Here is a 22,066-nt window from a genome sequence, read left to right as displayed (position 1 = left end):
CGTCAGGCGTGCTCAGCATGGCTTTTTTGCCACTTGCTAGACTGAGATGGCAGCCATGAAAAGGTAAATGCCGCGTAAATCGCGCAGCATGGCAAAACTTCACAAAAAAAGCGTGTTTTTTTAACAATTCGTTTATGCGTTGTATTCCCTTACCCTATTTTGGAGACGCCTGACATGAGCACCACCCAGAAACGTATGTACATCAACGGTGAGTTTGTTGAAAACAGCAGCGGGAAGTGGATTGATGTGGTGAATCCGGCCACAGAGCAGGTCATTTCGCAGATCCCAGAAGGCTCCGCTGATGATGCGAAAAGAGCGATAGATGCGGCAGAAGCCGCACAGCCGGGCTGGGAAGCATTGCCTGCGGTTGAGCGCGGCGTTTGGCTGCACAAGATTGCCGACGGTATCCGCGAGCGCGAAGCCGAACTGACCGACACCATCATTGCCGAAGGCGGTAAAACGCACGGCTTGGCACAGACGGAAGTCCTGTTTACCGCCGATTATCTGGACTATATGGCGGAGTGGGCACGCCGTTATGAAGGAGAAATCATTCAGAGCGACCGCCCGAACGAAAACATCTTCGTCTTCCGCAAAGCGATAGGCGTCACAACCGGAATCCTGCCGTGGAACTTCCCCTTCTTCCTGATTGCGCGTAAAGCGGCACCGGCGCTGATTACTGGCAACACCATCGTTATTAAACCGAGTGAAATCACACCGAATAATGCGGTGATTTTCGCCGAAATCATTCACAAGATTGGTTTGCCAAAAGGCGTCATTAATTTTGTGACCGGCTATGGCCCGACGGTTGGGCAAGAGCTGGCGGCTAACCCGAAAGTGGGCATGGTCAGCCTGACCGGCAGCGTAGCGGCGGGGATCGCCACCATGACGGCGGCGGCACAGAACGTCACCAAAGTGTCGCTTGAGCTGGGCGGTAAAGCGCCAGCCATCGTGATGGACGATGCGGATCTCGATCTGGCGGTGAAAGCCATTGTCAGTTCCCGCGTCATCAACAGTGGGCAGGTGTGTAACTGTGCCGAGCGTGTTTATGTGCAGAAAGGCATCTACAACGAATTTATCGCCCGTATTAAAGCTGCGATGGAGCAGGTGACCTTCGGCAACACGGCGGAGAAAAAAGCGCTGGATATGGGGCCACTGATCAGCGCGGCGGCGTTACAGCGCGTGGAAAACAAAGTGGCGAAAGCGGTATCGCAAGGGGCGACAGTGCTGCTCGGTGGTAAGCGTGAAAGCGGTACGGGCTATTTCTACCCGCCTACGCTGTTGGTGGATGTGAAGCAAGACATGCCGATCATGCACGAAGAGGTGTTTGGTCCGGTGCTGCCCGTCGCGACCTTCGACACGTTGGAAGAGGCGATCGCGATGGCGAATGACAGTGAATACGGCCTGACGTCATCGATCTATACGCAGAACATCAACACCGCGATGAAAGCACTGAAAGGGCTGAAATTCGGCGAAACCTATATCAACCGTGAGAACTTCGAGGCGATGCAGGGCTTCCATGCGGGCTGGCGTAAATCCGGTGTGGGCGGAGCGGACGGCAAGCACGGCTTGCAGGAATATCTGCAAACGCATGTCGCGTACCTTCAATTCCACTAAAAGCAGTTTTACTAACAGGCAATTTCACTAAAGTCATGCCGATCGTTTAAGTATTGAGATACACGGGGCGACCACAGGGGTGAGGTGTCCCTGCGGGAACCTCCCCCTGTGTTTCCCCTAAAAATGGACTTAAGTGAACAGCATGAATTCCACTAAAAGCAGCTCCAGTAACGGTCATGCTACTCACCGTAACCGTGGCACAAACAAGAAGAAGGATGGGAAAGGACGATGATCATCTCTGCTTCAACGGATTACCGAGCGGCGGCGCAGCGTAGGCTACCGCCGTTTCTGTTCCATTACATCGATGGTGGTGCATATGGTGAGCACACGCTCAGGCGTAATACCGCCGATCTGGCGGATATCGCGCTACGCCAACGCATCCTGAAAAATGTTTCTGACCTGAGCCTAGAAACCCAACTGCTCGGCGAAAAACTGGCGATGCCGGTGGTGCTGGCCCCCGTTGGCCTGACTGGGATGTACGCCCGACGCGGCGAGGTGCAGGCTGCCCGTGCGGCGGCGCAAAAGGGCATTCCCTTTACGCTGTCTACCGTTTCCGTCTGCCCGATTGAGGAAGTCGCGCCCACAATCGATCGGCCGCTGTGGTTCCAGCTCTACGTGTTAAAAGACCGCGGCTTTATGCGCAATGTGTTGGAACGTGCGCAGGCGGCGGGGGTCAAGACGCTGGTATTCACCGTGGATATGCCGACGCCGGGTGCGCGCTATCGTGATGCGCACTCTGGTATGAGTGGCCCGAATGCGGCGATGCGCCGTGTGTTGCAGGCGATGGTTCATCCACAGTGGGCATGGGATGTTGGCCTGAACGGTAAACCTCATGATCTGGGCAACGTTTCCGCTTATCGTGGTACGCCGACGACGCTGGAAAACTATATCGGCTGGCTGGCGGAGAATTTCGATGCTTCTATTTCATGGCAGGATTTGGCGTGGATCCGCGAGATGTGGAAAGGGCCGATGATCATTAAAGGCATCCTCGACCCAGAAGATGCCAAAGAAGCGGTCAGGTTCGGCGCAGATGGCATTGTGGTTTCCAATCACGGTGGCCGTCAGTTGGACGGCGTGCTCTCGACGGCACATGCCTTGCCTGCTATCGCCGATGCAGTGAAAGGCGACATCACCATTCTGGCGGATTCCGGTATTCGTACCGGATTGGACGTGGTGCGGATGATCGCGCTGGGCGCGGACGGCGTGATGCTCGGGCGCGCGTTTGTCTATGCATTGGCAGCCGCAGGTGAAGCGGGCGTGGTTAACCTACTGAACCTGATCGAAAAAGAGATGCGCGTGGCGATGACGCTCACGGGAGCTAAAGCTATTGCCGATATCACCACCGACTCGCTGGTGCAGGCGACTCAGCGGCGGCTGGATGGTCTGTAAGCGGTTGTCGCTGTGTGATTATGATGCGCAGGTGGGTGAGGCAATGGCGCGGCTGAAGGCGTTGAATAAAATGACGTCAGTTAGCGTTCGCATTGCCTGATTGATGATGAGAGGACTCCGCTGCGTCTCAAAAATGATTTATTTAACAAAGCCCTTTTCTGGGGGAAAGAATATCAACCATGGAACTTAAGTTCTTTAGATTTGAAGGCGAGTAGAAGGTTTTACCCTCAAAATAATTGATATGCCATAAACAGCATCAGGGAAGGCATCTGCCCGTAGTTTTACCGCTACGGGTTTTTTTCATCACATCCGAAAGCCATTAAATTTTATTTAGACAAGGATATATTATCGCATTCTCTCGAAAAACAACACTTTCATACCGTAATTAGTAGGATGCAAGTTACCAGTCAGGTAAAAATATTGAATTATTGCCAGTTATTCGGGTAAGCTATCTATATAAAGGGATAGAAATAGCCTAATAAAAGGGATTTAATATGCAATTATCAGAATATTTAAAATACAAAATGGAGTCCGACAGAGTTCTCGCCACTCATTTGGATAGCATGACAGATAAAATAAAAGATAATACAATAAAAATTGGTGATGATTTATATAGTGGTATAGAAAGAGCAACATGGTATTCGTCCTGTTTAATAGAGAAATATAATTCTGACTGTCAGCAACTGAAATCTGAAAATGAACGGATGTATCTGGCTATTAAACAGATATACAAGAGAAAAGATGTAATAATAGATATGCTAATAGCGTATCTTAAAATACTTTTAAAAGACACCGAAGAAAGAGAGCAGGAATTAATAGCTAAAGCCATATTAGGCGTATCAGCTGCATCAGAGTTCGCAACAAGTCGAGCAATAAAAATGTCAGTCGCTTATCTGCTTGCAAAGCATATTGCAACTTCGCTGAATTTTTCACTATCCATTCGCAGAACGATTAATAAATACTCGCTGATAGGGATGAGTGCTCTCACATTTCATGGGAAAGTTCAGAAGGCGGCAATGTCTGCACGGCACCTACATGACGTATGTCCGGAGCTATACTGGTCTCTCTATGCTATGCAGGTTGAGATGTTATACTTCGTATTTGAAGAGCGCCTGTCTCCCTACGTGCCCAAAAATCCCTATGACAAAATCGATATCACAGAAGCAATAAACGGAATTTTAAAAAAATGAGCTTAAAAAAAATAATTTCTTATGCCGTTAAAGAGTTTATTAATACCTATACCATGATGGCATTAATGATTGTTTTGGGGGTTTTATTCTACGAATTCATCCCTGACCATTGGGGTAAGCTGACTATTCTTTCTATTGTTATTATTGTTTATGTAGACATAAAGTTTTTTTCAAAAAGATCAGGCCGAAAATAATTCGGCCTTTAATGTAGTCTTAGTAGACTACATTCTGCCAAAGCATGTAAGCGCTTGTTCTTGCAATAACATGCTCCCATTCAATAGAAGCAAACTTGAATGATACGCTTTCCTGTGGCTGAACTTCATTATGTGTCAGTGAATTAGGATAGAAAAAGCGTATGTTGCTAATAAGTGCATCACGAAGCTTCATCCTAAAATAAAGTTCATTTCCACCAGACTGCGCCGTTCGGTAGAACGAAAAAATGCACTCTAGTTTTTCCTTATCATTGATTGCCTGAGCGAACAATGGCGTGGCTTTATCAATTGGCTTTCTGATTTCTACCGGAAGCATTGAAATATTTTCTTCCCGACTAATGTTGTTCACCAACTCATAAACAAAAATTTCATTCTCATGTGCCGATTGATACTTGTTGCCAATAGAGTCCAGAGATGAACATCCTGCTGATATCAGTCCCTGTTTTTCCCCAGTAACGCTAAGATAAATAAGATTGGACATTATGCCTCCATACAAATAAATTCCATTCTCCGGTTCGGAGCCGTAGTCTCTTTTGCATGGGTATAATACTCTCTCAGATAAATTATTAAAACACACAAAACCATTATCTATGGATAATGATTTTTATGGGAATTAGTAATTATATAATAAAATATGTCGCCTAAGAGATACCTTTTACATTAAGCAATATCGGCGTTGTTGAATAAATCTAACTTTTAGCGGTAAACAGGATCAGAGCACTCCCTACCCTGACAATACATTGAGCTGATGGCTTTTGAATCGTCCCCTGAACGTTGATACCCTTTACGCGAGAAGACTGCGTTGAGGGATAAAAACATGGGTGGACGGACAATTACCGTGGTGGATTACGATCCACAGTGGGCGACAAATTATACAACGGCGGCAAGAGAACTCACGCAGGCGCTCGGCGACGTCGCGGTGAGACTGCATCATATCGGTAGCACGGCGGTGCCGGGGTTACCGGCCAAACCAGTGATTGATATGCTGCTGGAAGTGGTGTCGTTGTCCGATTTGGACCGATTCGATCATGTCATGGTCGATCTGGGCTATCGCCCTCGCGGCGAAAATGGCATAGCGGGACGTCGTTACTACACTAAAGGCGGCGCTGCGCGTACTCATCATCTTCACGCTTTTGTGGTGGGTAATGGGCATATTCAGCGGCATCTGGCTTTTCGGGATTATCTGCGGGCAAACCCTTCTGTGTGCGCGGAATACGCGGCAATAAAGCGCGCCGCTGCGCTGGAATGTGACAACGATGCCGCCGTGTATAGCCAGCTAAAAGATGACTTTATTGCCACTCATGAGGCGCTCATGTAGCCATTTCCTCCGAATCCGGCGCTTTTTCCTATATTGCAAACGACCCACTTCGTTCTATATTTCGAGGTCAGATTGAACGAAGGGGAAATCGTTGTGAATAGTAAAGGGCTTACGAAGGGATTCTTCATCCTGATCTTATTTGTCGTCACGCTGGCATTTTTTGACATACTGGCGCCGTATTATTCCGCCATCTTGTGGGCAGCAGTGCTGGCCGTCATCTTCCATCCGCTGAAAAACAAAATTCGGCAAAAATTAAAAGATAACAACGGTGTTGCCTCGCTACTGACGGTCCTGATCATTTTCCTGATCGTCTTCATTCCATTGGGGATCATCGTTTCCTCGTTGGTGGTTGAGATTAATGGGGTATACACCCAATTGCAGGACAGCAATACCCAATTCCCAGTGGTACTGGCGGAGCTGCTTCAGCATTTGCCGAAGTGGGCGCGGCATTTCCTAGCGGAACACAATTTGGATAACGCCACCAAAATACAGCAAGCGTTGTCGCAGGTTGCGCTCAAAGGTGGGCAGTATCTAGCGGGAAGCGTGCTGCTGATCGGCAAAGGGACATTTACCTTCTTCATTGGCTTCGGGGTGATGCTCTATTTACTGTTTTTCCTCCTGAAAGAGGGCGCTTATCTGGTGAACCTGATTCTGGAATCGTTGCCGCTGTCCACCCATGTTAAGCACCATCTGTTGGTGAAGTTTGCCGCAGTATCCCGCGCGACGGTGAAGGGCACCGCTGCGGTGGCGATGGTGCAGGGGACGCTGGGCGGCATTGCGTTCTCCATCGCAGGGATAGACGGTAACCTGCTGTGGGGCTCGCTGATGGCGTTCCTGTCGCTGATCCCTGCCGTGGGCTCGGCGATTATCTGGGTACCTGCTGCGATCTATCTCTTTGCAACAGATATGCTCTGGCAGGCCATCTTCATCGTCGCGTTCTTCGTGCTGGTGATTGGGCTGGTGGATAACATTTTGCGCCCGCTGCTGGTGGGGAAAGACACCAAAATGCCGGATTACCTGATTCTGATTGCCACGCTGGGCGGTATGGAAATCTACGGAATTAACGGTTTTGTGATTGGCCCGTTGATTGCTGCGCTGTTCATTGCCTGCTGGAACATCCTCTCTGGGCGGGATAATCAGGAGAATATTGAAGGTATCGACGAAGATTTTATCGAGGAAGGCCGCTTGTACGCGACGACGGTAACACCTGAAGACCTTGATGCGATGGGGAGTGGCAGTAAGACGGCAACGGAGCCAACGGTAGAAAAACAAGGCGCGGAGAATAAGAAGGCAGAGTGAGTCATTGGCGTTAAGTCTACCTCTCTTGCCCCTCGGGCGTGATCCACACCACGCCTGCGGGGGTTTGGCTAAGAACTACAGGCCACATTGGTCTTTGCCTCGTTGAGATTGATTCTTTGCAACGATCCTCCAAAGGAGTGGTTGAGTTACGACCAATTAAAGCGTAGGTAGATCCTTTGTATCGCTTTCATTTGCTCAAGAAAGATAGGACTGTATTCCCATGATGCTGGAAAAAATGGGAATACAGTCCCATATTGTTTGATTTTTGCTCTTCGCTACATTGATTACCTGACAATGTGGGACTATATTCCCATGAATAAATCAATACTGGGAATATAGTCCTATTTTTATGTGAGGTAGATGATGGCCAAGCGAGACATGTACAGGGTGCTGTTTCCAAGGCAACGTAAGATATTGACCACGTTTGGTGAGGATTTACTGCTTGCCGTCAAACGCCGTGGATTCACTAAAAAAATGATCTGCGACCGTACGGGATTTGATACCAAAACCGTTAATAAAGTCTTCTCTGGCGATCCGGGCGTGGCGATTGGGACTTATCTAAAGGTGATGGCCGTACTGGGCATGGAAGAGAACTTTGCCAAACTTGCGGCTTACGATGAAGTCGGCATGAAGTTACAGAATATCAAGCTGTTGGAAGGCACGAAATGAGCCGATCCATCGTTGAGGTGTATGCGTCCTGGAGGCCGATTGATACGCCTTTGTTGGTGGGGCATTTGACGTTTGCAGAAACCAGCCGTGGCGGTGTGTTCAGCTTCGCTTATGACAAACACTTTTTGACATCCCGCTATCGTTTGCAGATCGATCCCTTGTTGGCGTTGCACAGTGGGGAGCTTTATAACGATTTGGCAGATAAAAATTTCCGTGCCTTTCTGGATTCCTCTCCCGATCGCTGGGGACGCATTTTGATGCAGCGCCGTGCTGCCATTGAATATCGAAAAGGCCTGCGAGTGACCACGAAACTGACGGAGTTGGATTATCTTCTGGGTGTTCACGATTCTTATCGAATGGGCGGTATTCGCTTTAAGATGGCTGAATCGCAAGATTTTTTAGACAATAACACCGAATTTTCCGCTCCACCGATGGCGTCGCTATGTGAATTGGAACATGCAGCCATGAATATTGAGCGGGATGACAACATCGACAGCGATGAGTATTACCGCTGGCTCAAAATGCTAATTTCTCCGGGGTCATCGCTGGGCGGAGCCAGGCCCAAAGCCTGTGTGACCGATTCAGATGGTCATCTGTGGATTGCCAAATTCCCCAATCAGAACGACACATTTGATGTGGGTGCCTGGGAAATGGTGTGTTACCAGCTTGCGCTGGCTGCGGGGGTCGATATGTTTCCGAGTGAAATACGCAAATTTTCTTCTGAATATCACACTTTCCTGACTAAACGTTTTGACCGCGTGGGTGATAAACGGATTCATTTCTCATCGGCTATGACGCAACTGCAATACTATGACGGCGAACAATCCGACGGTGCCAGCTATCTGGAAATCGCAGAATTTTTAAGTAATAGCGGTGCGCAAACCAAAGCCGACCTTGCCCAGCTATGGCGCAGGATCGTATTCAACATTGCGGTGTCCAACACAGACGACCACCTCAGAAATCATGGTTTTTTGCTCACAGATAAAGGCTGGAAGTTATCTCCGGCATATGATTTAAACCCGATAGTGGGTAAGCATGGCTTGCATCTCAATATTACCGACACCGCTAATGAACTCGACTATGCACTGGCCTTCGAGGTGATCGATTTCTTCCGCTTAAGCCGCGAGGACGCAACCCGTATCTATGACGAGGTACTTGGCGCAGTGAAAAGTTGGCAAACTGTTGCAACCCAGCTAGGTATCAACCGTAGCGAGCAACTTGCCAAACAAGAGGCATTTAATGTGTAGGGCTGGCCGGTTTTATTGGCGTGTGTTGATAAGGACAGAATAGCGGTAAGTGTCTCTATATTTAGAAAGAATAAGGACAAAACGCCAGTCAATAAGGACAGTTTGCCGGAAAATTGTCCTTATTGGGATCGGATAGAGACAGTTTTAGGTGAGGTTTGCTGTGTGAATTGATGAAGCCTGTTCGCTGATTGCCATCAGCGCAGGAATCAGGTGCGCACAGGCGCTGAGTTTGGGTAAATTTTTCGTAGCGATTTGAAAAATATTACTTAATTTTGCGTGGCATTTTTCATAAATGCCAGAACCTCATATTTTTTCTCCGGTGATAGTGCCAAAAACGCCAGCATCATTTCGGCTAACTCATCGTTTTCTGTATAGAAGTAGGCTAGTGGTACGTCTAGTGCTTCTGCTAGCTGCTGGGCAGTTTCAATACTTGCTTCGTGGACACCTTTCTCATAGCGGTTGATTCGTGTACTAGCAACGAATTCATCGATGCCAGCAGCAATGCCGAGTTTTTTCTGCGATAAGCCTTTCGCCAAGCGAGCCTGTTTTAGTCGTTGGCAGAAAACGTCATGGTAATTTTGTTTTGTCATCATGACTACGAGAATCGTAGTTTTTTCTTGAGCTAGATACTACGAATAACGTAGTATTGGTAGTGCATGTTCCTTTAATGATGAACTGTTAGGAGGTTAGATGAAAAAGGATTGGCACAAAGCAGATATCATTGCTGCCTTGCATAAGAAAAGTACCTCAATGGCTGCGCTTTCACGTTCTGTAGGTTTGAGTTCGTCAACGCTGGCAAATGTATTAACGCGCCCTTGGCCTAAAGGCGAATGGCTGGTTGCAGGCGCACTTGGGTTACATCCCGCCGAAATATGGCCGAGTCGTTATTACGATACGGAGGGAAGTTTGCTTGATCGAAAGGCGAGGATAAGGGGCGATAAGACGTCATGAACGTCTGGAAAGCTATTTATTTTCCAGAGAGTTGAGTAGCGCCGTTTGCTCTGCTGCGGATAACTCTGCGAATGTCAGAATCATTTTTGCCAGATTATCATCAGCGGCATAGAAATAGGCGAGGGGAACATCGAGTGCCTCAGCCAAGCGGTTGGCGATGACGAGATTGGCTTCATGCACGCCTTTCTCATAACGGTTAATTCGGGCGCTTGCTACGAATTCATCAATTCCGGCTGCAATACCCAGCCCTTTCTGAGACAGCCCCCTAAACAATCGGGCATCCTTGAGACGTTGACTGAAAATATCACGATGTTGCTGACGAGTATTCATAACTACGATATTCGTAGGTATGAAAGGTCTTAGATACTACGTATATCGTAGCCTCTGGTTTTGGTTGGTAATAAAAAAATGAAAACTCACCTTCTCGGGAGGTGAGTTTGGTTGAACCGATTCTTCTGTGAAAGCCAAATAAATTTTTCGTGTGTAGTAGAAATAAATAGCATTACGCAATAAAATAAATTTTTGTAGTAAATATCATAAGTTTATTGTCTTAATTTAGGAGCTAGGATGAGCCTGCAAGAAAAATTTCAGATAATAACTAAAAGCTGGGTTTCGGCAACAAAAGAAAAATTTAAAGGTAATCCTGTTGTAAAATTAATAAAAGAAGACTTGAAGAAAGAAGTCGAACACATAGTCAATAAATTTGAGCCATTTTATGTCGTTGAGGCTAGCGCTGGAACCGGTGGGTGGGCAAATGTTCCTTGGTTGTCTATTCTCAATCCAAGAATAACAACCACTACTCAAGACGGAATTTATCCAGTATATCTTTTTAAATCTGATGGTTCAGGGTTTTATTTATCGCTTCACCAAGGTACAACCAACCCTACAAAAAGATTGGGTAAAAAAGGTGCAGAGGAACGAGCGGAATATATAAAAAATCAACTATTAATTAAGATGGATGGGTTAGAAAATTGGGGGGTTAGAGATATAAACTTAAACGCGGACACTCCTCTTGGGAAATCATACGAAAAATCAAGCATTATTGCGAAATATTATGATTCCAATAACATCCCGTCCGACGATGTTCTTAATGATGATCTATATTCATTGCTGAATTTCTATAAAGAAATAGAAGGGGTGGATTTCGAAATGAAAGAAATATCTACCAAAGAGAAATTGATTGGAACAGATAGTGACACTACTCCCCTCCCTAAACCCTTCCTCCTCCTAGCCGGTATTTCCGGCACAGGGAAATCACGTTTTGTTCGTGAACAGGCGAAAGCGACAGGGCATATTGACGAAACCTATTGCTTAGTTTCTGTTCGCCCAGATTGGCATGAACCCAGTGATTTATTGGGTTATTCCTCCCGCTTAAATGGCAACGTCGAATATGTGATTACTGACGTGCTGACATTTATCGTTAAAGCGTGGAAGGCCATTGCTGAGTCCGGTGTGCAAATTACTGGGAAAATCACCTCAGGGCACCGTAATGATTTGCAGGCAATACCACCGTATTGGTTATGCTTGGATGAAATGAACCTTGCCCCTGTCGAGCAGTATTTTGCGGATTATTTATCTATACTGGAAACCCGCGAATGGGAATGGGAAGATGATGCATTTACCTACCAGTGCGCTCCATTATTAAAAGCCTCGGTGATTCAGTCACTTTCTGATGATAAACGGGATGAATTGTGCAAGAGTTTGAAGTTAGACCCAGCTTCTGCATTATGGCTTGAATTTTTTGAAAATGGCATCGGTATTCCTTTTAACTTACTGGTGGCGGGTACGGTAAATATGGATGAGACCACGCACGGTTTTTCCCGTAAGGTAATTGATCGTGCGCTGAGTTTTGATTTTGGTGACTTCTTTCCTAATGATTTTGACGATTATTTTTCGCCAACAGTCGCCTCTAAAAAACTGTCCTACCCAATTTATTCCAGTGCGGTGAAGAATCAAGCACGCTTGCCTGCGATTGATGCAGATGGCAAAAAGAGTATTAAATTTCTGCATGCGCTTAATAGCGTTTTGGATAACACGTCCTTTAAATTGGCCTATCGTGCATTAAATGAATTGCTGCTGAGTGTGATAAGCCTACAGCCAGAAAACGACGAAGCACTACAAGCCGTTTGGGATGATTTTTTAATGTGCAAAGTGCTGCCGCGTATTGAAGGCGACAGCGATAAATTAGCACAATTTGATATTGAAAAATCATTGCTCATAAAATTATCTGATACGTTAAAAGAAAGCCTGTCTGCTATTTGGGATAAAAATAATGTAAGACCAGATTTTTATCGTGAAAAGCACCAGGATGGCGCGACCATAATGATTGCTTGCCGCAGTCGCGCTAAAATTAAGTGGATGCAAGAGAAACTTGTTCAATCAGGCTTCACCAGTTTTTGGCCATAACCCACAAGGCGGTACGAAATGCCCGAATTATTGCGACTACAAACTGAGCATTTTGAACTGTCGATTTGGTGCAACGATATCGCTAAACGGCAACAGGCTTATCGACATACGTTGGCTAAACGAACCCAGCACGCTGATGCGAATACGCCTTCGATGGTGGGCTCGACGGTGCGTTTTTCCCCTGCGATGGATTTACAGGAAGTGGTGGTTCTTGATCAAATCCTTATCCCTGGTGCGTTGGGGAATGCACCGAGTGTGCAGAGTGAGTCGATCAATTTGCAGGAACCTTTGTTTTTTGAAAACGCGCAATATCAGTTTGAGTGGGTATTTTTTAATGCGGTGGAGCAAGCTGGCTTAACGCATCGAGTGAGGTTAGTGAATGAAGGTTTTCGTTTTGCGGCAAAGAAACGCGATATTCCTGCCCGCTTAACGGGCACCATCAACACCGGTAATGATGTGGGTTGGATGCGTCTGCCACTCAGCTATCACCTTGCAGGTAAGGATTATCGGTTTACCCTCGCTTTTGAAGTGTTGCCGACCAAAATGGATCTGCACCGTGATTTGTCGCAGATGTATCAGCTACTCGACAATCATTACCCGCTATGGCGTTTTAGCCTAGCGGAGAAAACAGAGCAAGATGCAGAACACAGTAAACAGCGTGGTGATTTTCCCTTACTTTGGTTGGCTAATTTCACTACGCTGAGACAACGCTTGGCGCAAAGTTTAAAAATTATCAGCCAGGCGCCTCATCGTCGTTTACAGCCCAGCATTTCATTTGTACGCGCGGATCGTTTAAAAGGGCGATTACCTCAGCGCTTAGCCGAAAACGTCATTAACGATCTGAGGAATGGTCGATCGGATAGACGCTATCGCGTTGAAAAAAAATTCTTGAGTGTCGATACGCCAGAGAATCGTTTTATCAAAATGGTGGTCACCCAATGCAAAAATCGATTAGCTGAGTTTGAACGTAAGCTGCGAAAAAATAATCAAGCCCCCGAGAATCAACGCCTTTCCGATGCGTTCCTCAACGAAATTGGCAGTTGGCAAAAACCATTAAACAAAATGCTGAATCACAGTTTTTTACGTGACGTTGGTGTATTTAATGGCTTGGCTAAATCCTCTCTTGTGCTGCAACAAAAAACGGGATACAGCGCGGCATACCGTATTTGGCAGGAACTTAAATGCTACTTGGATGTGTTTGCCAATCAAACCAGTATCTCGATGAAGTCGGTTGCCGAAATTTATGAAGTGTGGTGTTTCCTGGCATTGCGCAACATGTTAGTCGACGACCTTGGCTTTAAGGATGTCACGCCGAATCGCCAAGCCTTAGTATTAAAAAATGGTTTTGAATATCAATTAAAGGATGGCTTTGCCGGCGCTTTTGTTTTTGAACGCGATGATGGTGTAGTGGCGAAATTAGCGCACGAACCGTATTTTACCCCAAACACCAAGGATATTCGTTCTTACTTCGTCTCTCATCGTCCTGATATTGTCTTGAAGGTCGAATTCCCTACGCCGAGTGACAAATGCTTTATTTGGCTGTTCGATGCAAAGTACCGTATTCAAACCCAACCGAGCAAAGTAGATGGGGGCGATGCAGATAAATACGATATTGATAAAACCGATTTGGTGCCGGACGATGCCATTAACCAAATGCACCGTTACCGCGATGCCTTGATCCGTATTACGCAAGATCAATCGTCCGCGATAGGCCATAAAAGCCGTCCCGTGTTTGGGGCCTTCGCCCTCTATCCTGGATGTTTTAACCAACACGTGGACGACAACCCTTACCTTGATATGATTTCTGAGGTGGGGATTGGCGCATTTGCACTGCTTCCGAACGACAAAGATCACGCAGGGTGCCGCTGGTTGGTTGATTTTTTAATCCGTCAACTTGGCGTAGCGGGAAGTGCCTACAGCACGCAAAAATTGCAAGAACGCTTATATTTGCAAGAACCAGCTCGAATTCCTTATTACGGGATGGCACAAACACTTTATCCCGATTTAGTGCTGACGGCCTCCTTGGGCGGTACTAAAGGGCGAGCCAGCACGTATTTTGATAATTTTGAAAACGGCACATCAGCGTGGTATCACACCCGCGTTGAGACATTTAATCAGGCAATGAAAAATGCCAGAAGCCACCTTGTCGCAGAAATACGCTACCTCGCCATCGCTTCAACGAGTGACCTTGATCACCACTGGAAATCGATTAAGAAAATATGGCCGGTTAAAAGCCAAAAAATCGTTAACAGGAATGAATTAACGGTGGAACAGGCAGGGAAACTCAGTACCGATGCATACGAGTGTATTTTGTTTGAATTAGGTAAACCGCTGGAGTTAAACACACCGATTGAAAACGTTCCTCATCGGCCGATTCGACATTCAATGAAGCTGACAACCTTGAATGCGCTGGAAATGGCTCAGCAATTTAATGCGGTGAAAGAGGTCTATGAAGAAGCCTTGGCGGTATCGCATGCCTGAGAGGGGAAATAGTCATCTTCCCTTTTTCTGGCTGATTCATTAACTGCCTTGCTATTAACAGATGCTCCCAACCCCATTTTTAACTTGATTCACGCGAAATGTCGAAAGCCCCAACACTGACTTGGCTACAATGGTAGCCAATTTCTTTTTTTTACTCCTATAATGGATATAATTGTATCCAACTGGTCGTTGCGGATGAATTTCACCTTACTTGATGATACCGATGTAAGCCAAGCCTATGCGGCTTATTTGCGTGAATTACGCCAACGCGCAAAACTGTCACGAGCGGCATTGGCAGAGCGAAGCTGTGTACCTGCGGCCACCATTAAGAAGTTTGAACTCACTGGGCAAATTTCATTTCGCCAATTGCTGTTGCTTTGGCAGACACTTGATTCACTAGATAGGCTTTATCAACTCACACAGCCGAACAAAGAGCGCGTGACTATGCCCACGAGTATTGATGAGGTGCTAAAAGATGAGTTTTAAACCCATTCAGAAACTCACCGTAACTCGCACGTTAAGCTCAGGAGAGCAGGTCGCTGTAGGCGTCTTGGCGCAGAATCGGCAAGGTGTGTTTTTTCAATATGCAGACAGCTATTTGCAGCAGTTCGGCAATTTGTCGCCTTTTACTTTGCAAGCGAATACGCAAGTTCAAGTCGCACCTAAAGAGCCGCACCAAGGTGTGCATGGCGTATTTGGGGATTGTTTGCCCGATGGTTGGGGCATGCTGTTACAAGATCGTATTTTCCGGCAAAAGGGCATTCTGCCTAATCAATTAACCGCGATGGATCGGCTGGCTTTTGTCGGTGATAAAGGCATGGGCGCACTTTCTTTTTCTCCGGAGTCTGCGTTTTCAGCTACGACGCACGCTGATATTGATTTAGCAACCTTGGGCATAGAAGCGCAAGCGCTGTTCGATTCATCTATGTCAGATTATATGGATAACAACCACGATGATTTGGATGGACGTACTCAACACGTGTTGGCCGCATTAGTCGCGGGGGGGAGTTCGGGTGGGGCCAGACCCAAGGCGCAGATTTATATGTCTGCTGGGGAAACTAAACGATGCAGAACCGTTGCACAGCCAGGTGATGAAGCGTGGCTGATTAAGTTTACCTCGAAAAATCTCGCGCTCGGGCATGAAGAGGGATTGTGTGAGGCGGTCTATCTACAAATGGCCGAGATCGCTAAATGCCAACCGCCAATTTGGCAACTCATTGAAGCGCCGTATACCAGCGGTGCGCCTGCATGGTTAGCACTCAAGCGTTTTGATTATGTCGCTGAACAGATCAATTTAGGCAGCAAGCGCCGTTCAGGCCGTTTGCATATGCACAGCGCCTGCGGGCTGCTGGATGCCGATTTCAGAACACCAAGTTTAGATTATATTGACTTGATCAAAGCTAGCCGTCAGTTGTGTAAATCTCCAGCTGTTGGGCAGTTGCAATTTCGCCGTGCCATTTTTAATCTGCTGTCGTCTAACCAAGATGATCACAGTAAAAACTGGGCGTTTTTGCAAGCGGACGATGGACAATGGCAGCCTGCGCCCTTTTACGATGTTACTTACAGCCCACATCCATTCAACGAACACGCCACCGCGTTCGGAGGTTATGGCAAAGCGCCACCGCTTAAGGTGATGCAAAAACTTGCAACCAGTGCAGGCTTTGCGAATTGGAGTGCTACGAGGCAAGTTATTGAAGAAGTGGCAGAGGCACTCAGCCAATTTACCTATCTCGCACAGCAACAAGGGATCAGTAAAACCACCGTGTCTGCGATTGCCAATACATTGAAACAGCGCAAGCAAGAAAATGCCGCGCTTTTTTTACAATCCTAAGAAGGGGCAGCGATGAAGCTCGGCCGAAACGATCCTTGCCATTGTGGCAGTGGTAAAAAATTTAAACGTTGTTGTATGAACAGCGTTTCAAAGCAACATGCCCAAATCATCGATGATGTTGAAGCGATGCTGGCAATGAACCCAAATTTGAGTCTTGATGAACTCAACGTTGCTTTAAAACACAAAGTTCAGGATCGCAATAATCAACCTCATCCCGATTTTTGTGGCGTGACGCCAACGCAAATGGCCAATTGGCTTTATGCGCCTTTTGATGAACTACAGTGTGTGAAAATCAGCACACCAGACGATCTTTCTGCCAGCCCAGTGATGCGCTATCTCGCGCTAATTCTTGATGAGGCCATGGCACAAGAAGGCTCATTCAAAGCCACGAGTAAAGGCAATTTACCGACTAAGTTGGTTAAACAGGCCAGTGAGTTATTGCCTGAGTTTGCCGTTGCTCAATTCGAACGTGACACAAGTATCAGCGAGTTTGCGGGCAGTAACGAAGACAAATTCAATGCCTTGCACTACACCAGAGTGCTAGCCGAAATTAACGGCATTATTTATCGACGTAGTGGCCGCTACCATGTGAAAAAAGCAGCGCAAAAACAGTATCAAACTCTAGGCGTACAGGCATTTTTTAAACCTATGTTAGAAACTGCCATCAAAAAATATAACTGGGGCTATTTGGACCGTTTTGAGTTTGATGCCGACTTGCGAACCTTCTGGCTGTTTATGCTGTGGCGCATTCAGAGCCACAAACGTGTGGATCAACTGGTTGAAGAGGTTATTACCGCTTTCCCCGATTTATTGCAGGCATTCCCTACGAACAATTACTTCTCGCCAGAAAGAAACTTAAGCATGCTCATCGAATCTCGATTTATTGGACGATTTTTGCAGTTTTGGGGATTTGTGACCGCGGACCGTTATATCATCGCAGACCCCGTCGACAGAGTGGTTCAGGTGCAGCCGTTGTTAACACAAACGTTTCAATTCACAATAAATACATAGCAAGGTCACCGTGAGCGAATATCAATACTATAAATTCGAGCGTTTGGATGGGAATTTAGATGCTAAAGCGCGCCAAGCACTCAGAGCCATTTCAAGCCGTGCCGAGATCAGTGCTACGTCCTTTCAGGTGTATTACACCTACAGTGACTTAAAGGCGGAGCCTTCTGAGCTGATGTTAAAATACTTCGACATCGGTTTTTACTATGCCTGTTGGGGCTCAATCGATGCTTACATCAAGCTACCAGTTGGAACGATCCCTGATGCGTTACTTGGCTTTTCAAGCGACGGGCTTCATGTGCGTGAAAGCGATGAGTGGCAGTTGCTGATCTTTTCCCTTGAGGAGTATGACGAATACTTTGACGATGAACAGGCTGACGACTTTTTCCAACATTTGGTCGGTTTACGCAGCGAGTTAATCCAAGGGAATTGGCGTCTTGTGTACTTGATGTGGCTCAAAGCGTTTGATTGTAATGACGATCTTGAGGAAATACCTTTAATTCAATTCGATTTTGAGCACCTCAGTGAAGAGGTGCGGGCGTTTGCGGCACTGTATGATATTCCCTTAGCATTGGTTAAGGCTCTCGCCATGGTGCTGAGCGGACAACCCAGTCACCAAGCCAAACACACCCAGTTTCAGTTTGATGCGTGGCTACATAATCTCACGGAAGCAGAGAAAAACACGTTATTAAGCACGCTTTTTGAACAAGGCCAGTTAACCCGTCACCAAGCTTTAGCGCTGACGCGAAAAGAACCTGCCAACACAGACGAAACCTATCAGTATTGGTTAACCCCTGACGTGATTTCCCCTTGCATCAAACAAGCGAAAAGCCAATTACAGCAAGAGCAAGCTGCTGCGCTCGCAAAGAAAATGGCGATTGAAAAAGCAGAAAAAGAAAAAGCGTTGACGAATATTTATAATCAGCGTGAGCACTGCTGGCAGCAAGCACAAGAGCAAGCGGATCGAACTTGCGCCAGTGGTTACGATGCGGCATCACGCTATTTGCATCAATTGAACGAAGCCTATCAGCTTAAAAACGATGTGGCGGCATTTGAACAGAGGTTTAAACGCTTTGTTGTGGTGAATAATAACCGTAAAGCGCTGTTAAATCGGTTAAGTGATTTGCGTTAAACGATAGGGTTATATTGTGGTGGATTGAGCAGAGAAAAGCGGCTTGAGTAAAGTTAGAGCTAGAGCCTTGTCCTGTGTAGGTTGGGGCTATTACCGTGTCCATTTTGATAGGAATAAGCTTAATACGGATACAATGATATCCAAGAGAGATAAGACAGAGTGTCGAATGGTAGACATCAGGTCTACAAATTGTTATCCCTAAGGTAACTTTGTGTAGCCCTCGGGGCTAAGCAACGCGCCTTTACCATCTCTGAGGTAAATACTGCGTGAAATACAAAGGCATCACGATGTTGGTTTGTTCTAACGCTGAAGAGCCTTGTGTACCCGTTAACTTAAAGGTTTTACTTGGAGTACACTTTTCAACGTAGGATGCCAACGATTTTGCTCTTGTACGTTTACCACTTTTGACTTCAACAGGGATGATATCGCCTTCATCGGTCGCCAAAATAAATTCGATTTTGGCGCGGGCATCATTCCATGAATAGCTTGGGTCAACGCCAATAGCAGTGAGCTCTTGTTGCACAAAGTTTTCAGCTACATAGCCTTTGTATTCATAGTGTTGTTGCTTAATCTCTTTATAACTGCTGCCCAGCATATGATTGAGCAGGCCCACATCAAACAGAAATAGTTTAACCATATTGTCTTTTTTATAGGCCGCCAGCGGAGATTTCGGCAATCCTTCAATAGGGTAGTTTGGCAAAGCTAAGCGGCAGCAGTTAAGCCAATGGATCGCGGTTTCAAAATCGCTATAACGAGATTTACGCTCATGCACATGCTTAAATTTAAAGCGTTTAACCGACTCATCGCTGACAAGTGATAGCTGGGCTGGAATGCTATTAAATACCGATTCAATCAGTGTGGCGTCGACCTTGCCCGCATACTTACCAAAATCGCGGCGATAACCTTCAACTAAATCGGCATGAATTTTTGTGACTTTTTCAACACGTTCTAGAATGCTTGAATCCTTATACTGATACCAAGCAGAAACGGCTTCCGGCATACCACCGGTAAAAAAATAGTCGGTTAGTTTATCCATCAGTTTAGTGTGCACCGCCGCTGTGCTTGCTTGACTATCAAATGCTTTGATTAGTGCTTGCTCGTTGGATGCGTAAATAAATTCTTGGAAGGTCAGTGGTCGTAAATTGTATTGTTCTACCTTGCCAACAGGGAAGGTGTTGAGCAAACCAATGTTCGAACCGCTGGCTGCGACAAAATAGGACGGTGCTTTTTCGGCAAAATACTTAAGAGAAGTAACGGCTCGTTCACATTCGCCAATTTCATCTAATATCAGCAAGTCGGTTTCTGGATTGAACGCTTGGTTGGTTAACAACTCAATGTTCATTACTAGCTCGTCAGGTGACAATGAGCCATCGAACGCCTCTTTGTAGGCAGGGTTTTTCAAGGAAGTCGATACGAAGGATGTTGGCAAAGGTGTTTCCAAACAACTCTTGCAGCAGATAGGTTTTACCCGTTTGTCTTGCACCATCGATCAATAATGGCTTGCGCACATGCTATGAGGGCGTTTAGTAAGTTGCGCTGCATTGTCATTTTCCGCAAATTAAGACTGTTAACTGCCCGTAATATAGCTCAGTCCACACTTTTACGCGCAGAAAAGTGCGTAATTTTACATTTTTATGCGCATAAAAGTGTTTTGTCGTTCTCGTTGAGCTCCCGATCCAAGTACAACCATTTTGGTGGTCTCAACGAAATAGTCTGAACCAGTTAACTCACCACTTGGATGAAACAGGTTGAAACGGATAAGAACAGCGTGAGAATAAAAAGCCCTGATAAATCAGGGCTTTGATTAATATTGGAAAGCTTTGGAAAACAAGAGAAAATTATTCAATATTGAATTTGTTTATTGAGTAGATGCGTCAAAGCCTTGCTGTGAGCGGGTTTGTGATAATGCGTTTTTTCTATGTGTACACCCATGTGTACACGGTAAAACGGAGTGCTCTATATTTTTGCTATTTTTTATCCAGTTTTTTTGCGGCAGATTCTAGCTGTTTGATGCTTTTTTCTGGCGCAGGTAGATTCTCTGGCATAGTCCCGCCCAGTTCCTTGATTGTTTGTCTTACTTTCCTTCCCACTTCAAAGTGAGTTTCATTGGCTTTTTGCTTCGATTTAACATTATCCCTGCGGAGCTTCTCTTCAGCCTGGGTTGCTCGGAATAGGTTGGCTGCTAATTCAGTGGAACCCATGTGGTCGAGTATCTTTTGGCTTTTCTTGAGGCCTTTCCGTTGATGTATGGCCTTTTGGTCTAATCCCCCGTACAGCCCTTGATACCCATGATTTTGAAATATTGCAAAATCCAGAGTGGTTTCAACACCCGCTTGCTGTGCTGCCTCGACCAATTGTTTATTGTGCTCTTTCAGTTCGTTCCTGAGAAAAAGTCGTTTTTCATCTTCGCGGAGTCGCTTGAATGTCTCATCATCAGCTAGCTCCTGCCGCCTTGTCTGTATTGCAAAGTATGTTTGCCCTGCTGCTATGACGGGCTTTGTGGGGTCTCCGTTTTGCACAACTAAGTAGCAAGCGTATCGGGAAAGCCTTATATCCTTTAATTCTCTTTGCGCACCTGAACCAATTTTGACCATACCGAGGGCATCCTCGAAATGGTCATCAACATTGTGCCCGCTGTTGAGGCAGGCTTCTTTTGCGCGTTCTAAAACAGGAGTGAAATGACGATACTCTGAGTAATCCAGCAGCTTTGCCAGCTCTCGCGCTGACCAATATTCTGCTCCTGCGTCATCAACTTGCTTGATTTCTTCAAAAGGCTGGTGGTGCTCGTTCATCGCTCACTCCATGTATCTTGCGCTGGTGGGTTTCGTTTTAGTCACTGGATCTGCGGAATGTTTGCTTCAATATCCCACATTCTGATTATTCTACGATAGGTCTATCCCGCAATAAGAAACCACACCAGCCATGAAAATGACAGCCACAAAAAAGAGATAATCAGCTTGTACCTCTGGTCTGGTCGATAACTAGCGTCACTAAAAATGCATATATATAAGCAAAAGTATGTTGGTTCAGTCGGTTCAGTTGGTTCAGTTGGTTCAATTTGTAAAGACGATTGTTTTTATTAATTATTTTCTCAAAAACTGAACCGACACAGGGACGTTTTGAACCAACACTAACCCCTGATTGAACCAACATTATGATCCGCTGCTGTCATTTCCGTTTGATCAGGTACAAAAAAACCGGCTCTGTAGCCGGTTCGTATAGCGGTTAGCCCTATTGAGCACGCTTGTACTACCAAAGGAAAAGCGCCCACTCCCCAAAATCTACCCAGTTTACATATGCGGTGTTTTTCAAGGTAGTT

At 46.2% G+C, this 22,066-nt stretch carries 20 protein-coding genes and 1 pseudogene; 15 read left to right on the top strand and 6 right to left on the bottom strand.

The window, feature by feature from the left end; translation table 11 throughout:
• The first annotated feature begins 174 nt into the window (after positions 1-174).
• From aldA to H0247_RS07980, 4 genes and pseudogenes are all read left to right on the top strand, one after another.
• A complete protein-coding gene (aldA, locus tag H0247_RS07995; protein ID WP_180742076.1) occupies positions 175-1,614 on the top strand; it encodes an aldehyde dehydrogenase in 1,440 nt (479 codons plus the stop codon).
• Between the two features lie 228 nt (positions 1,615-1,842).
• Positions 1,843-3,003 (top strand): FMN-dependent L-lactate dehydrogenase LldD, encoded by a 1,161-nt coding sequence (gene lldD / locus H0247_RS07990; RefSeq protein ID WP_180742075.1) that lies wholly within the window; start codon positions 1,843-1,845, stop codon positions 3,001-3,003.
• 4 nt (positions 3,004-3,007) lie between these two features.
• Positions 3,008-3,103 (top strand): annotated as a pseudogene (locus H0247_RS07985) (IS5/IS1182 family transposase); the annotation flags it as partial.
• A 394-nt stretch (positions 3,104-3,497) separates the two neighbouring features.
• Positions 3,498-4,193, top strand: coding sequence for a hypothetical protein (locus tag H0247_RS07980; RefSeq protein WP_180742074.1), 696 nt, complete (start codon positions 3,498-3,500; stop codon positions 4,191-4,193).
• Between the two features lie 213 nt (positions 4,194-4,406).
• Here H0247_RS07980 and H0247_RS07975 read toward each other — a convergent pair whose 3' ends face one another.
• A complete protein-coding gene (locus H0247_RS07975) occupies positions 4,407-4,886 on the bottom strand; it encodes an Hcp family type VI secretion system effector (RefSeq protein ID WP_180742073.1) in 480 nt (159 codons plus the stop codon).
• A gap of 336 nt (positions 4,887-5,222) precedes the next feature.
• On the opposite strand from H0247_RS07975, the gene H0247_RS07970 reads away from it, so the two are divergent.
• The 4 genes from H0247_RS07970 to H0247_RS07955 all read left to right on the top strand — a co-directional run bounded on the left by H0247_RS07970 (position 5,223) and on the right by H0247_RS07955 (position 8,938).
• Positions 5,223-5,723 carry a GrpB family protein gene (locus H0247_RS07970; RefSeq protein WP_180742072.1) on the top strand — a complete coding sequence of 167 codons (501 nt, stop codon included), beginning with the start codon at positions 5,223-5,225 and terminating at the stop codon, positions 5,721-5,723.
• Positions 5,724-5,816: 93 nt separating this feature from the next.
• Positions 5,817-7,022, top strand: a complete 1,206-nt coding sequence (locus H0247_RS07965) for an AI-2E family transporter (RefSeq protein WP_180742071.1) — start codon at positions 5,817-5,819, stop codon at positions 7,020-7,022.
• A 363-nt stretch (positions 7,023-7,385) separates the two neighbouring features.
• Positions 7,386-7,691 (top strand): transcriptional regulator, encoded by a 306-nt coding sequence (locus H0247_RS07960; RefSeq protein ID WP_117624740.1) that lies wholly within the window; start codon positions 7,386-7,388, stop codon positions 7,689-7,691.
• Complete coding sequence (locus tag H0247_RS07955; RefSeq protein WP_180742070.1) at positions 7,688-8,938, top strand: type II toxin-antitoxin system HipA family toxin; 1,251 nt, start codon at positions 7,688-7,690, stop codon at positions 8,936-8,938. Before H0247_RS07960 ends, H0247_RS07955 begins: the two co-directional genes overlap by 4 nt.
• A 266-nt stretch (positions 8,939-9,204) precedes the next feature.
• On the opposite strand, the gene H0247_RS07950 is transcribed toward H0247_RS07955, so the two are convergent.
• On the bottom strand, positions 9,205-9,531 hold the full coding sequence (locus H0247_RS07950) for a helix-turn-helix domain-containing protein (protein ID WP_180742069.1): 327 nt from the start codon (positions 9,529-9,531) through the stop codon (positions 9,205-9,207).
• Between the two features lie 97 nt (positions 9,532-9,628).
• On the opposite strand from H0247_RS07950, the gene H0247_RS07945 reads away from it, so the two are divergent.
• Positions 9,629-9,889: a helix-turn-helix transcriptional regulator gene (locus H0247_RS07945; RefSeq protein WP_180742068.1), complete on the top strand. Its 261-nt coding sequence runs from the start codon at positions 9,629-9,631 to the stop codon at positions 9,887-9,889.
• Between the two features lie 12 nt (positions 9,890-9,901).
• Here the strand turns inward: H0247_RS07945 and H0247_RS07940 are convergent, their stop codons facing one another.
• A complete protein-coding gene (locus H0247_RS07940; RefSeq protein WP_180742067.1) occupies positions 9,902-10,219 on the bottom strand; it encodes a helix-turn-helix domain-containing protein in 318 nt (105 codons plus the stop codon).
• Positions 10,220-10,456: 237 nt separating this feature from the next.
• On the opposite strand from H0247_RS07940, the gene H0247_RS07935 reads away from it, so the two are divergent.
• The 6 genes from H0247_RS07935 (at position 10,457) to H0247_RS07910 (ending at position 18,747) form a co-directional block, all read left to right on the top strand.
• Positions 10,457-12,295: an MrcB family domain-containing protein gene (locus H0247_RS07935; protein ID WP_180742066.1), complete on the top strand. Its 1,839-nt coding sequence runs from the start codon at positions 10,457-10,459 to the stop codon at positions 12,293-12,295.
• 18 nt (positions 12,296-12,313) lie between these two features.
• A complete protein-coding gene (locus tag H0247_RS07930; protein WP_180742065.1) occupies positions 12,314-14,776 on the top strand; it encodes a restriction endonuclease-like protein in 2,463 nt (820 codons plus the stop codon).
• Positions 14,777-14,971: 195 nt separating this feature from the next.
• Positions 14,972-15,262 carry a helix-turn-helix transcriptional regulator gene (locus H0247_RS07925; RefSeq protein WP_180742064.1) on the top strand — a complete coding sequence of 97 codons (291 nt, stop codon included), beginning with the start codon at positions 14,972-14,974 and terminating at the stop codon, positions 15,260-15,262.
• On the top strand, positions 15,252-16,607 hold the full coding sequence (locus H0247_RS07920; RefSeq protein WP_180742063.1) for a type II toxin-antitoxin system HipA family toxin: 1,356 nt from the start codon (positions 15,252-15,254) through the stop codon (positions 16,605-16,607). Before H0247_RS07925 ends, H0247_RS07920 begins: the two co-directional genes overlap by 11 nt.
• A gap of 12 nt (positions 16,608-16,619) precedes the next feature.
• Positions 16,620-17,618, top strand: coding sequence for a YecA family protein (locus H0247_RS07915; RefSeq protein WP_180742062.1), 999 nt, complete (start codon positions 16,620-16,622; stop codon positions 17,616-17,618).
• Positions 17,619-17,628: 10 nt separating this feature from the next.
• A complete protein-coding gene (locus H0247_RS07910) occupies positions 17,629-18,747 on the top strand; it encodes a hypothetical protein (RefSeq protein ID WP_180742061.1) in 1,119 nt (372 codons plus the stop codon).
• 241 nt (positions 18,748-18,988) lie between these two features.
• On the opposite strand, the gene H0247_RS07905 is transcribed toward H0247_RS07910, so the two are convergent.
• The 3 genes from H0247_RS07905 to dinD all read right to left on the bottom strand — a co-directional run bounded on the left by H0247_RS07905 (position 18,989) and on the right by dinD (position 21,539).
• Positions 18,989-20,110 (bottom strand): ATP-binding protein, encoded by a 1,122-nt coding sequence (locus H0247_RS07905; RefSeq protein WP_255433908.1) that lies wholly within the window; start codon positions 20,108-20,110, stop codon positions 18,989-18,991.
• Positions 20,100-20,255 carry an AAA family ATPase gene (locus H0247_RS19815; RefSeq protein WP_370463316.1) on the bottom strand — a complete coding sequence of 52 codons (156 nt, stop codon included), beginning with the start codon at positions 20,253-20,255 and terminating at the stop codon, positions 20,100-20,102. Before H0247_RS19815 ends, H0247_RS07905 begins: the two co-directional genes overlap by 11 nt.
• Before the next feature lie 459 nt (positions 20,256-20,714).
• Positions 20,715-21,539, bottom strand: coding sequence for a DNA damage-inducible protein D (gene dinD, locus H0247_RS07900; RefSeq protein ID WP_180742060.1), 825 nt, complete (start codon positions 21,537-21,539; stop codon positions 20,715-20,717).
• Positions 21,540-22,066 lie beyond the last annotated feature (527 nt).

Source organism: Pectobacterium sp. CFBP8739 (assembly GCF_013449375.1).
Lineage (GTDB): Bacteria > Pseudomonadota > Gammaproteobacteria > Enterobacterales > Enterobacteriaceae > Pectobacterium.
This window is presented reverse-complemented; position numbering and strand designations above follow the sequence as displayed.

Coding starts and splice junctions, on each gene's coding strand:
- H0247_RS07925 (WP_180742064.1), top strand. CDS start 14,972: ATGAATTTCACCTTACTTGATGATACCGATGTAAGCCAAGCCTATGCG.
- H0247_RS07935 (WP_180742066.1), top strand. CDS start 10,457: ATGAGCCTGCAAGAAAAATTTCAGATAATAACTAAAAGCTGGGTTTCG.
- H0247_RS07975 (WP_180742073.1), bottom strand. CDS start 4,886: ATGTCCAATCTTATTTATCTTAGCGTTACTGGGGAAAAACAGGGACTG.
- H0247_RS07950 (WP_180742069.1), bottom strand. CDS start 9,531: ATGATGACAAAACAAAATTACCATGACGTTTTCTGCCAACGACTAAAA.
- H0247_RS07945 (WP_180742068.1), top strand. CDS start 9,629: ATGAAAAAGGATTGGCACAAAGCAGATATCATTGCTGCCTTGCATAAG.
- H0247_RS07970 (WP_180742072.1), top strand. CDS start 5,223: ATGGGTGGACGGACAATTACCGTGGTGGATTACGATCCACAGTGGGCG.
- aldA (WP_180742076.1), top strand. CDS start 175: ATGAGCACCACCCAGAAACGTATGTACATCAACGGTGAGTTTGTTGAA.
- H0247_RS07915 (WP_180742062.1), top strand. CDS start 16,620: ATGAAGCTCGGCCGAAACGATCCTTGCCATTGTGGCAGTGGTAAAAAA.
- H0247_RS07960 (WP_117624740.1), top strand. CDS start 7,386: ATGGCCAAGCGAGACATGTACAGGGTGCTGTTTCCAAGGCAACGTAAG.
- H0247_RS07980 (WP_180742074.1), top strand. CDS start 3,498: ATGCAATTATCAGAATATTTAAAATACAAAATGGAGTCCGACAGAGTT.
- lldD (WP_180742075.1), top strand. CDS start 1,843: ATGATCATCTCTGCTTCAACGGATTACCGAGCGGCGGCGCAGCGTAGG.
- H0247_RS07940 (WP_180742067.1), bottom strand. CDS start 10,219: ATGAATACTCGTCAGCAACATCGTGATATTTTCAGTCAACGTCTCAAG.
- H0247_RS07955 (WP_180742070.1), top strand. CDS start 7,688: ATGAGCCGATCCATCGTTGAGGTGTATGCGTCCTGGAGGCCGATTGAT.
- dinD (WP_180742060.1), bottom strand. CDS start 21,539: ATGAACGAGCACCACCAGCCTTTTGAAGAAATCAAGCAAGTTGATGAC.
- H0247_RS07920 (WP_180742063.1), top strand. CDS start 15,252: ATGAGTTTTAAACCCATTCAGAAACTCACCGTAACTCGCACGTTAAGC.
- H0247_RS07930 (WP_180742065.1), top strand. CDS start 12,314: ATGCCCGAATTATTGCGACTACAAACTGAGCATTTTGAACTGTCGATT.